At 48.7% G+C, this 11,581-nt stretch carries 6 protein-coding genes and 3 rRNA genes; 6 read left to right on the top strand and 3 right to left on the bottom strand.

The window, feature by feature from the left end; genetic code table 11:
* Positions 1 to 51 precede the first annotated feature (51 nt).
* Together ACUZ8J_RS00045 and glmS are read left to right on the top strand one after the other, a co-directional pair.
* The gene (locus tag ACUZ8J_RS00045; RefSeq protein ID WP_011627710.1) at positions 52 to 822 is read left to right on the top strand and encodes a DeoR/GlpR family DNA-binding transcription regulator; all 771 of its coding nucleotides are present in this window, start codon (positions 52 to 54) and stop codon (positions 820 to 822) included.
* 75 nt (positions 823 to 897) lie between these two features.
* Positions 898 to 2,727 carry a glutamine--fructose-6-phosphate transaminase (isomerizing) gene (gene glmS, locus ACUZ8J_RS00040; RefSeq protein ID WP_248968974.1) on the top strand — a complete coding sequence of 610 codons (1,830 nt, stop codon included), beginning with the start codon at positions 898 to 900 and terminating at the stop codon, positions 2,725 to 2,727.
* Between the two features lie 79 nt (positions 2,728 to 2,806).
* Here the strand turns inward: glmS and ACUZ8J_RS00035 are convergent, their stop codons facing one another.
* The 3 genes from ACUZ8J_RS00035 to ACUZ8J_RS00025 all read right to left on the bottom strand — a co-directional run bounded on the left by ACUZ8J_RS00035 (position 2,807) and on the right by ACUZ8J_RS00025 (position 4,547).
* Positions 2,807 to 3,010, bottom strand: coding sequence for a DUF2061 domain-containing protein (locus ACUZ8J_RS00035; RefSeq protein ID WP_011627708.1), 204 nt, complete (start codon positions 3,008 to 3,010; stop codon positions 2,807 to 2,809).
* Positions 3,011 to 3,177: 167 nt separating this feature from the next.
* Positions 3,178 to 4,080 carry a 1,4-dihydroxy-2-naphthoyl-CoA synthase gene (locus ACUZ8J_RS00030; protein WP_446692753.1) on the bottom strand — a complete coding sequence of 301 codons (903 nt, stop codon included), beginning with the start codon at positions 4,078 to 4,080 and terminating at the stop codon, positions 3,178 to 3,180.
* 116 nt (positions 4,081 to 4,196) lie between these two features.
* Complete coding sequence (locus tag ACUZ8J_RS00025) at positions 4,197 to 4,547, bottom strand: hypothetical protein (RefSeq protein ID WP_446692752.1); 351 nt, start codon at positions 4,545 to 4,547, stop codon at positions 4,197 to 4,199.
* A gap of 91 nt (positions 4,548 to 4,638) precedes the next feature.
* On the opposite strand from ACUZ8J_RS00025, the gene ccoG reads away from it, so the two are divergent.
* The 4 genes from ccoG to rrf all read left to right on the top strand — a co-directional run bounded on the left by ccoG (position 4,639) and on the right by rrf (position 11,574).
* Positions 4,639 to 6,066 (top strand): cytochrome c oxidase accessory protein CcoG, encoded by a 1,428-nt coding sequence (gene ccoG, locus ACUZ8J_RS00020; RefSeq protein WP_086903501.1) that lies wholly within the window; start codon positions 4,639 to 4,641, stop codon positions 6,064 to 6,066.
* A gap of 519 nt (positions 6,067 to 6,585) precedes the next feature.
* A 16S ribosomal RNA gene (locus ACUZ8J_RS00015) occupies positions 6,586 to 8,128 on the top strand.
* A gap of 306 nt (positions 8,129 to 8,434) precedes the next feature.
* Positions 8,435 to 11,327 (top strand): 23S ribosomal RNA (locus ACUZ8J_RS00010).
* A gap of 131 nt (positions 11,328 to 11,458) precedes the next feature.
* Positions 11,459 to 11,574, top strand: a 5S ribosomal RNA gene (gene rrf, locus ACUZ8J_RS00005).
* The 16S, 23S and 5S rRNA genes sit together here, the layout of an rRNA operon.
* Positions 11,575 to 11,581 lie beyond the last annotated feature (7 nt).

The raw sequence follows: 11,581 nt of genomic DNA, 5'->3' as shown, positions 1-11,581 counted from the left end.
TTCGTTTCTCTATAATGTAACTTTCGAATCGAAAGTTAACTGAAAGGTTTTATGAATAAACGAAACACACAGCAACGACGTCACAGTATTATCAGCATTCTGAATGAACAGGGTGAAGTGAGTGTCGATGAGTTGTCATTACGTTTCGAAACCTCAGAAGTGACTATTCGTAAAGACTTGGCAGAACTTGAAAAAACCGGACTATTGCTGCGCCGCTATGGTGGTGCTGTGGCTATTCCCGATGAAGTCACGCAACAGTTTTCTGCCAAGATTGCCCCTAATAAGTTATCCATTGCTAAAGCAGCGGCGCAGCTGATTAAAGATCACAATCGCATCATCATCGACAGTGGCACCACCACTTCAGGCCTGATCGCCGAGCTGAATCACAAGCGTGGGCTGGTGGTCATGACCAATGCCCTGCATTTGGCCAATGCGATTCATGAGCTTGAAAATGAGCCCACTCTATTGATGACCGGTGGAACCTGGGATCCGCATTCCGAGTCGTTTCAGGGGCAAGTGGCCGAGCAAGTATTACGCTCCTATAACTTCGACCAACTCTTTATCGGTGCCGACGGTATCGATTTAGCGCGCGGCACCACCACCTTTAATGAGCTAACGGGCTTAAGTAAGGTGATGGCAGAGGTTTCCCGCGAAGTGATCGTTATGGTGGATTCGGACAAAATAGGTAAGCGGATCCCTAACTTAGAACTACCTTGGTCGCAAATCAGTGTGCTAGTTACCGATGCTCGCATCGAAGAGAGCGCCCTTAACCAAATTACCGAGCAAGGCGTGAAAGTCATCTTAGCGCCCTACTCGCCTTAGGCATTTGCCCGTGATAAGCCAAAGCAAATGTCTCAAACAACTTCATTTTTATTTTTCATTTTATAGGTAAAAACTATGTGCGGAATCGTTGGCGCCGTGGCGCAAAGGGATGTGGCCGAAATTCTGGTCGAAGGTTTACGTCGTTTAGAATATCGTGGATATGACTCCGCTGGTGTTGCCGTTATCCACAATGGCGAACTTAATCGTACTCGCCGTGTGGGTAAAGTGCAGGAGCTTTCTGCCGCACTCGAAACCGACCCGTTAGCGGGCGGCACTGGTATTGCACATACTCGTTGGGCTACCCATGGTGAACCAAGCGAGCGCAATGCTCACCCACATTTATCTGAAGGCGATATTGCCGTGGTGCACAATGGCATTATCGAAAACCATCATAAACTGCGCGAAATGCTAAAAGAGCTGGGCTATCATTTCAGTTCTGATACCGACACCGAAGTGATTTGTCATTTAGTTCATCACGAATTAAAAACGCACGACACCTTACTGGCCGCTGTGCAAGCCACAGTTAAACAACTCGAAGGCGCTTATGGCACTGTGGTGATTGACCGCCGTGATAGCGAGCGTATGGTCGTCGCGCGCTCAGGCAGCCCATTAGTGATTGGTTTTGGTTTAGGTGAAAACTTCGTTGCATCTGACCAATTGGCGCTGTTGCCTGTAACCCGTTCTTTCGCGTTTTTAGAAGAAGGTGACGTGGCTGAAGTGACTCGTCGCACCGTGAGCATTTTCGATGTGCATGGCAATAAAGTTGAGCGCGAAGTTAAAGAATCAGAAATCACCCACGATGCCGGTGACAAAGGTGAATATCGCCACTATATGCTCAAAGAGATTTATGAGCAGCCATTGGCACTGACGCGCACTATCGAAGGTCGCATCGCTAACAAGCAAGTGCTCGACACGGCTTTTGGTGATAATGCCGCAGAGTTTTTAAAAGATATTAAACACGTGCAAATCATTGCCTGTGGTACTAGTTATCATGCAGGTATGGCGGCGCGTTATTGGTTAGAGGATTGGGCTGGCGTTTCATGTAATGTCGAAATCGCCTCTGAGTTCCGCTACCGCAAGTCGCATTTGTTTCCTAACAGCTTGTTGGTGACCATTTCTCAATCCGGCGAGACCGCCGATACGCTGGCAGCGATGCGCCTAGCCAAAGAGATGGGTTACAAGGCGACGCTAACTATCTGTAACGCCCCAGGCTCTTCTTTAGTCCGTGAGTCTGACATGGCATACATGATGAAAGCGGGTGCTGAGATTGGCGTTGCCTCTACCAAAGCCTTTACTGTGCAGCTGGCAGGTTTGTTAATGTTGACGGCGGTGATCGGTCGCCATAATGGCATGTCGGAGCAAATGCAGGCGGAGATCACTCAAAGCCTACAGTCTATGCCTGCCAAAGTGGAACAAGCATTGGGCTTAGATGATGCGATTGCTGAATTGGCGGAAGATTTTGCCGACAAACACCATGCTTTATTCCTTGGCCGTGGCGATCAGTACCCGATTGCGATGGAAGGTGCGCTGAAACTTAAAGAGATCTCTTATATCCATGCTGAGGCGTATGCCTCTGGTGAGCTGAAACATGGTCCACTGGCGTTGATTGATGCCGACATGCCCGTCATCGTGGTTGCGCCAAACAACGAACTGTTAGAAAAGCTGAAATCTAACGTTGAAGAAGTGCGTGCCCGTGGTGGTTTAATGTATGTCTTTGCCGATGTGGATGCTGAGTTTGAATCTGACGAGACCATGAAGGTTATCCCGGTTCCACACTGCGATATCTTTATGGCACCGCTGATTTACACTATCCCATTACAGTTGTTGTCGTATCACGTTGCCTTAATTAAGGGCACCGATGTGGATCAACCACGAAACCTCGCTAAATCGGTGACGGTGGAATAAATCGGAAGCAATAAAAAACCGCCTAAATGGCGGTTTTTTATTGGGGCTTTATTAGAGTATATGCTGGTGGTTGAGTGTGTTAAGCCGTTATTGCATTAAGTGCGTTTTGCTTTTTTTCTTCGAAACGCTTCCACACTTTATCGTGGAAATAAAACACTACAGTGTTTATCGCGGGTTCAACTAAGGCTACGGCACCACCGACCAAAACACTACCGGTTAATAAATAGGTAACGGTGAAGGCGACGCTGAAATGTAATACGGCAAAAGTAAATGTTTTGGTCATGATCTTATCCTCTAATGTTAGCCCCAATTGGGAATGGTTAGATGATAACAATTCTCATTAAAATTTAAACCCGTATTTTGAGATTAGTTTAAACGGTTTTTTCTATCTATAAGCGCTAAAAAATATAAAGCCCTCAAATGAGGGCTTTATATGACAATCAGCTTCGATTAATAATGCCAAGGAAACGCTGAAAAGTCCTGATCACGTTTTTCGAGGAAAGCATCGCGCCCTTCTTGAGCTTCTGCGCTGGCATAGGCTAAGCGTGTCGCTTCACCCGCAAACAGTTGCTGACCGACCATGCCATCGTCTGTCATGTTAAAGCCGTACTTCAACATACGCATCGCTGTTGGCGATTTGGAGTTAATCTCTTTGGCCCATCTTAATGCTTCGACTTCGAGTTCTGCATGGGGAACCGATTTATTGACCATTCCCATGGCAAAGGCTTCATCGGCACTGTAGTTAAAGCCGCAGAAGAAAATTTCTCGCGCGCGCTTTTGGCCAATCATCTTGGCAAGATAAGCACTACCATAGCCAGAATCGAAACTCGCGACATCGGGATCGGTTTGTTTGAAGACGGCGTGTTCCTTCGAGGCTAAGGTTAAGTCGCAGACAACGTGTAAACTATGGCCGCCACCCACCGCCCAACCCGGCACGACGGCGATCACCACTTTAGGCATAAAGCGGATCAATCGTTGGACTTCGAGGATATGTAAACGCCCCATTCTGGCTAAATCGGCTTTGCCTTCTTCTGCGCCTTCATATTTATAACCATCTTTGCCGCGAATACGTTGATCGCCACCAGAGGAAAACGAATATTGTCCTTTGGCAGAGGGGCCATTGCCTGTGAGTAACACACAACCTACATCGGACCATTGGCGAGCGTGATCAAGGGCGATATACAACTCGTCGACCGTCTTTGGGCGGAAGGCATTGAGGCAATCTGGACGGTTGATGGCGATACGCACTGTGCCGTGGGCTTTGGCTCTATGGTAAGTGATATCGTCGAAATTAAATCCGCTGACGTCATCCCACAGTGCGGGATCAAAAATATCTGATACTGGTTTAGTCATGATACAAGGCCTATGTAATTGAAGTTCAAAGGCTAGGCGGAATCATGTCTTTGGTCAATCGCCTAAGCGTCATGCTTAGTGATGGGCTGCAAAATTCCGTTTGCCTGTAAGTGGGATTAGAGGTTATCGCAGATAAAAAACAGGTTATCTCGGCTAAAAATGGGGTGCTCGGGCGCTTTAGTGCCGCAGTAGCTGTTTTTAAAATCGGCAATGCCGTCTTCGGTAAGTGGGATTTTATTAAATTCTTCGACTTCAGGAGCCGATAGTCGCTCCAAAATCTCTTTTCGAGCCTTAGTGCGTTTCTGATCGATCTTAATAATTTGGGTGCCTGTCATCGAACCCATTTTATTTTCTATCTTCTGAACCATTTCCTCTGTTTTAGCTATAGGTGCATCTAATTTGTCTGTTTCGGTGTATAAGTAATATAATGCACCACACAGGAGCGCTAATATGATCCAACCTTTCATCTTTTAGTCCAACATAAGTGAATAACCATTAATAATATGGGTATAATAAGCCAGTTTTCGTCCAATATTAAAGCAGTAAAAGGCTGTCACGATGAACGCAGAATCTAATAACAAGGACTATTCGAAAACCAATCGAATTAAGATTCACCAGCCAGATGAAAATAAGGCTGATCGCTTTAACCCCCGCAACCGGATTTATGTCCGGGCAATCGATGGATTATGGAGTAGCGTACGCCGCCGTATGGGTTGGGTCGCAATGCTCTTCTTCCTTATTCTGCCGTGGATCCCTTGGGGAGACCGTCAAGCCGTTTGGTTCAATCTGGGCGAACAGAAGTTTCACGTCTTTGGTCTCACCATTTGGCCTCAGGATCTCACCTTACTCGCGGCTCTCTTTATGATAGCTGCCTTTGCGCTGTTTTTCGTCACAACCTATCTTGGCCGCGTTTGGTGTGGTTATACCTGCCCGCAAACCGTGTGGACGTTTATGTTCATCTGGTTCGAGGAAAAACTCGAAGGTGCACGTAATAAACGCATCAAGCTAGATCAAATGCCATGGAACTTTGACAAACTTTGGCGCAAGACGGCAAAACACACTGCGTGGATTTTATTGTCGCTGCTCACTGCCATGACCTTCGTGTCTTATTTTGTGCCGAGCCGCGAAGTGTATGTCGATGTCTTTACCCTTAACGCATCAGGCGCAATCTACTTCTGGGTGGTGTTTTTTACCTTCGCAACATACGGCAATGCGGGTTGGATGCGTGAAATTATGTGTATCCATATGTGCCCCTATGCCCGTTTCCAATCGGCGATGTTTGATAAAAACACTTATATCGTAGGTTACGATGCTAAACGCGGTGAGACCCGCGGCCCGCGCTCACGCAAAGCCGACCCGAAAGAAATGGGATTAGGCGACTGCATCGACTGCGACCTCTGTGTCCAGGTTTGCCCAACAGGTATCGACATTCGTAACGGCTTGCAATATGAATGTATTAACTGCGGTGCCTGTATCGACGCTTGTGATCAAACCATGGAGCGGATGGGATATCCTCTGGGGCTGATTAGCTATACCACAGAGAATAAACTCGAAGGTATTAAAGAGAAGGTATTACGTCCTAAGCTGGTGGGCTATGGCGTGGTGTTGGCCGCCATGATCCTGATCTTTATCTATGCGAGCGCGACGATTGCACCTGTGCGTATGGATATCATCCGCGACCGTAACCAACTCTACAGAGAAAACAACCAAGGGCTGATTGAAAACACCTTCACCCTAAAAATTCTCAACAAGACAGAACAAGCCCATGAATACACCATGAGTGTTGAAGGCCTCAACAACTATAAATGGTATGGACCAACCTCAGTGACGATTGCGGGTGGAGAGGTGTTAACTCTACCTATCAGTGTCGGGGTCGATCCGGTCGAACTTTCGCGTTCAGTCACTAACATCGAGATAAAAGTGAAAACCCATATCGATGGCGAAGAAGTCGAAGTCGAGCAAGAATCGCGTTTCTTCAGTCCGTAGTAAGTTTTTTGTTAAGTAAATGCATTCAAAAAGGGGCTGTTTAGCCCCTTTTTTATTCATGTTGCTGGATATCTAGGCGTCTAGATGATTAATCGAAACTTTCTGTCAAAAAGCCCTTGCGTAAAAAGTTCTGCTGCCTATAATGCGCATCCACTGACACGGCAGACAGCGAAAGCAACCGCAGTATCAGTGCGAATCGAATGCAAAATGTGCAGTTGATTCGAAAGCCTCAAGAAGTTTGCAAAAACGCCTTGACGCGACAAGGGAAATGCGTAGAATACGCAGCCCTGACCCGCTGAGCGGTAACGCGAAGTGAGTGGTCAAATGCTCTTTAACAATCTAAACAAGAAATCTGTGTGGACACTCACAGATGTTGAGTTAATCGAAATTACTCTGCCGTTTGGCGAGTAATCAAAATTTAAATCAATGAATGAGTGTTCATAGCAATATGTACAACGACTTATTAAGTTAAGTCGATTCAGAATTCATTGAGTCGAATCTTCGGATTCACAAAACTTTTAATTGAAGAGTTTGATCATGGCTCAGATTGAACGCTGGCGGCAGGCCTAACACATGCAAGTCGAGCGGCAGCACAAGGGAGTTTACTCCTGAGGTGGCGAGCGGCGGACGGGTGAGTAATGCCTAGGGATCTGCCCAGTCGAGGGGGATAACAGTTGGAAACGACTGCTAATACCGCATACGCCCTACGGGGGAAAGAGGGGGACTTTCGGGCCTCTCGCGATTGGATGAACCTAGGTGGGATTAGCTAGTTGGTGAGGTAATGGCTCACCAAGGCGACGATCCCTAGCTGTTCTGAGAGGATGATCAGCCACACTGGGACTGAGACACGGCCCAGACTCCTACGGGAGGCAGCAGTGGGGAATATTGCACAATGGGGGAAACCCTGATGCAGCCATGCCGCGTGTGTGAAGAAGGCCTTCGGGTTGTAAAGCACTTTCAGTAGGGAGGAAAGGTTGTAAGTTAATACCTTGCAGCTGTGACGTTACCTACAGAAGAAGGACCGGCTAACTCCGTGCCAGCAGCCGCGGTAATACGGAGGGTCCAAGCGTTAATCGGAATTACTGGGCGTAAAGCGTGCGCAGGCGGTTTGTTAAGCGAGATGTGAAAGCCCCGGGCTCAACCTGGGAATTGCATTTAGAACTGGCAAACTAGAGTCTTGTAGAGGGGGGTAGAATTCCAGGTGTAGCGGTGAAATGCGTAGAGATCTGGAGGAATACCGGTGGCGAAGGCGGCCCCCTGGACAAAGACTGACGCTCAGGCACGAAAGCGTGGGGAGCAAACAGGATTAGATACCCTGGTAGTCCACGCCGTAAACGATGTCTACTCGGAGTTTGGTGTCTTGAACACTGGGCTCTCAAGCTAACGCATTAAGTAGACCGCCTGGGGAGTACGGCCGCAAGGTTAAAACTCAAATGAATTGACGGGGGCCCGCACAAGCGGTGGAGCATGTGGTTTAATTCGATGCAACGCGAAGAACCTTACCTACTCTTGACATCCAGAGAATTCGCTAGAGATAGCTTAGTGCCTTCGGGAACTCTGAGACAGGTGCTGCATGGCTGTCGTCAGCTCGTGTTGTGAAATGTTGGGTTAAGTCCCGCAACGAGCGCAACCCCTATCCTTATTTGCCAGCGCGTAATGGCGGGAACTCTAGGGAGACTGCCGGTGATAAACCGGAGGAAGGTGGGGACGACGTCAAGTCATCATGGCCCTTACGAGTAGGGCTACACACGTGCTACAATGGCGAGTACAGAGGGTTGCAAAGCCGCGAGGTGGAGCTAATCTCACAAAGCTCGTCGTAGTCCGGATTGGAGTCTGCAACTCGACTCCATGAAGTCGGAATCGCTAGTAATCGTGGATCAGAATGCCACGGTGAATACGTTCCCGGGCCTTGTACACACCGCCCGTCACACCATGGGAGTGGGCTGCAAAAGAAGTGGGTAGCTTAACCTTCGGGAGGGCGCTCACCACTTTGTGGTTCATGACTGGGGTGAAGTCGTAACAAGGTAGCCCTAGGGGAACCTGGGGCTGGATCACCTCCTTACCTATACGACTAACTCGATGTTTGTTGAGTGTTCACACAGATGGCTTGTTGAACTTCTCGAAAGAGGAGGGAGAGCGAAATGCACCGCATGCCGGTAAGCATTGTTCTTTAACAATTTGGAAAGCTGATAGTAATTAATACAATGATGTCTGTCGTTGTGTTAATACGAAAAAAATTGAGTTCTTAAAACACTTTTTAAGTGTCTTGAATATTCAAGTCTAAGGCGAGTCCATCTTCTTGGTCGAAGATGAGACAAGTAAAACCAGCTGGTCGCAACAATTCAAGTGAAACTCATTTGGGTTGTATGGTTAAGCGACTAAGCGTATACGGTGGATGCCTTGGCAGTCAGAGGCGATGAAGGACGTAGTAACTTGCGAAAAGCGTTGGCGAGCTAGTAACAAGCATTTGAGCTAACGATGTCCGAATGGGGGAACCCGGCCGCATAAGCGGTCATCATGTAGTGAATACATAGCTACATGAGGCAAACGAGGGGAACTGAAACATCTAAGTACCCTTAGGAAAAGAAATCAACCGAGATTCCCCTAGTAGCGGCGAGCGAACGGGGATTAGCCCTTAAGTCAGAGGGGTGTTAGTGGAATGGTCTGGAAAGTCCAGCGGCACAGGGTGATAGCCCCGTACACGAAAACTAACCTTTGATGAAAACGAGTAAGGCGGGACACGTGATATCCTGTTTGAATATGGGGGGACCATCCTCCAAGGCTAAATACTCCTGACTGACCGATAGTGAACCAGTACCGTGAGGGAAAGGCGAAAAGAACCCCTGTGAGGGGAGTGAAATAGAACCTGAAACCGTATACGTACAAGCAGTGGGAGCGGTTCTTGAGACCGTGACTGCGTACCTTTTGTATAATGGGTCAGCGACTTACGTTTTGTAGCGAGGTTAAGCGAATAGCGGAGCCGTAGGGAAACCGAGTGTTAACTGCGCGTTTAGTTGCAAGGCGTAGACCCGAAACCCGGTGATCTAGCCATGGGCAGGTTGAAGGTTGAGTAACATCAACTGGAGGACCGAACCGACTAATGTTGAAAAATTAGCGGATGACTTGTGGCTGGGGGTGAAAGGCCAATCAAACCGGGAGATATCTGGTTCTCCTCGAAAGCTATTTAGGTAGCGCCTCGGACGAACACCTTTGGGGGTAGAGCACTGTTAAGGCTAGGGGGTCATCCCGACTTACCAACCCTTTGCAAACTCCGAATACCAAAGAGTGCTATCCGGGAGACAGACGGCGGGTGCTAACGTCCGTCGTCAAAAGGGAAACAACCCAGACCGTCAGCTAAGGTCCCAAAGTGTATGTTAAGTGGGAAACGATGTGGGAAGGCTTAGACAGCTAGGATGTTGGCTTAGAAGCAGCCATCATTTAAAGAAAGCGTAATAGCTCACTAGTCGAGTCGGCCTGCGCGGAAGATGTAACGGGGCTAAACATACCACCGAAGCTACGGGTGCAATCCATTAGGGTTGCGCGGTAGAGGAGCGTTCTGTAAGCCGTTGAAGGTGAAGGGGTAACCCACGCTGGAGGTATCAGAAGTGCGAATGCTGACATGAGTAACGATAAAGGGGGTGAAAAACCCCCTCGCCGAAAGACCAAGGGTTCCTGTCCAACGTTAATCGGGGCAGGGTGAGTCGACCCCTAAGGCGAGGCCGAAAGGCGTAGTCGATGGGAAACAGATTAATATTTCTGTACTTCCGCTAACTGCGATGGAGAGACGGAGAAGGCTAGGCTAGCGCGGCGTTGGTAGTCCGCGTTTAAGGTGGTAGGTGGAATGCTTAGGCAAATCCGGGCGTTCTTAACACTGAGAGCTGATGACGAGTCCCCAAGGGGATGAAGTAGTTGATGCCATGCTTCCAGGAAAATCTTCTAAGCTTCAGGTTAGCGGGAATCGTACCCCAAACCGACACAGGTGGTCGGGTAGAGAATACCAAGGCGCTTGAGAGAATCGGCTGAAGGAACTAGGCAAAATGGTACCGTAACTTCGGGAGAAGGTACGCTGCTGTTGGTGATGGGACTTGCTCCCTAAGCTGACGGCAGTCGCAGATACCAGGTGGCTGCAACTGTTTATCAAAAACACAGCACTGTGCAAAATCGCAAGATGACGTATACGGTGTGACGCCTGCCCGGTGCCGGAAGGTTAATTGATTGGGTTATCGCAAGAGAAGCTCATGATCGAAGCCCCGGTAAACGGCGGCCGTAACTATAACGGTCCTAAGGTAGCGAAATTCCTTGTCGGGTAAGTTCCGACCTGCACGAATGGCGTAATGATGGCCACGCTGTCTCCAGCCGAGACTCAGTGAAGTTGAAATTGCGGTGAAGATGCCGTATACCCGCGGCTAGACGGAAAGACCCCGTGAACCTTTACTATAGCTTGGCACTGAACATTGACCCTACATGTGTAGGATAGGTGGGAGACTTTGAAGCGGGAACGCTAGTTCTCGTGGAGTCGTCCTTGAAATACCACCCTTGTAGTGTTGATGTTCTAACTTGGGCCCCTAATCGGGGTTAAGGACAGTGCCTGGTGGGTAGTTTGACTGGGGCGGTCTCCTCCCAAAGAGTAACGGAGGAGCACGAAGGTTGGCTAAGTACGGTCGGACATCGTACGGTTAGTGCAATGGCATAAGCCAGCTTAACTGCGAGACAGACACGTCGAGCAGGTACGAAAGTAGGTCATAGTGATCCGGTGGTTCTGAATGGAAGGGCCATCGCTCAACGGATAAAAGGTACTCCGGGGATAACAGGCTGATACCGCCCAAGAGTTCATATCGACGGCGGTGTTTGGCACCTCGATGTCGGCTCATCACATCCTGGGGCTGAAGTCGGTCCCAAGGGTATGGCTGTTCGCCATTTAAAGTGGTACGCGAGCTGGGTTCAGAACGTCGTGAGACAGTTCGGTCCCTATCTGCCGTGGGCGTTGGATGATTGAGGGGAGTTGCTCCTAGTACGAGAGGACCGGAGTGAACGAACCGCTGGTGTTCGGGTTGTCATGCCAATGGCATTGCCCGGTAGCTATGTTCGGAATCGATAACCGCTGAAAGCATCTAAGCGGGAAGCGAGCCCCAAGATGAGTCATCCCTTGGACTATAAGTCCACTAAAGAGCCGTTCGAGACTAGGACGTTGATAGGTCAGGTGTGTAAGCGTTGTGAGGCGTTGAGCTAACTGATACTAATGACTCGAGAGGCTTAACCATACAACCCAGATGGGTTTTACTCAGTAATCCTTAGACGAATACAAACACTTAAGAAGTGGCACTCAATCCAGCTTTCCGAATTTAATTTACTGCCTGCATGAGATAAGACGGGTAAGTAAATACCAAATTTGCTTGGTGACAATAGCATTGTGGTCCCACCTGATCCCATCCCGAACTCAGAAGTGAAACGCAATCGCGCCGATGGTAGTGTGGGGTCTCCCCATGTGAGAGTAGGTCATCGCCAAGCGCCTAAT

It is taken from the genome of Shewanella sp. Koi 1, from assembly GCF_052907445.1.
Note: the sequence above shows the minus strand (reverse complement) of the source record. Positions and strands in the feature narration are given on the sequence as shown.

Excerpts from the sequence above, each read along its gene's own strand:
- ccoG (WP_086903501.1), top strand. The coding sequence starts at position 4,639 with ATGAACGCAGAATCTAATAACAAGGACTATTCGAAAACCAATCGAATT.
- ACUZ8J_RS00035 (WP_011627708.1), bottom strand. The coding sequence starts at position 3,010 with ATGACCAAAACATTTACTTTTGCCGTATTACATTTCAGCGTCGCCTTC.
- glmS (WP_248968974.1), top strand. The coding sequence starts at position 898 with ATGTGCGGAATCGTTGGCGCCGTGGCGCAAAGGGATGTGGCCGAAATT.
- ACUZ8J_RS00045 (WP_011627710.1), top strand. The coding sequence starts at position 52 with ATGAATAAACGAAACACACAGCAACGACGTCACAGTATTATCAGCATT.
- ACUZ8J_RS00025 (WP_446692752.1), bottom strand. The coding sequence starts at position 4,547 with ATGAAAGGTTGGATCATATTAGCGCTCCTGTGTGGTGCATTATATTAC.
- ACUZ8J_RS00030 (WP_446692753.1), bottom strand. The coding sequence starts at position 4,080 with ATGACTAAACCAGTATCAGATATTTTTGATCCCGCACTGTGGGATGAC.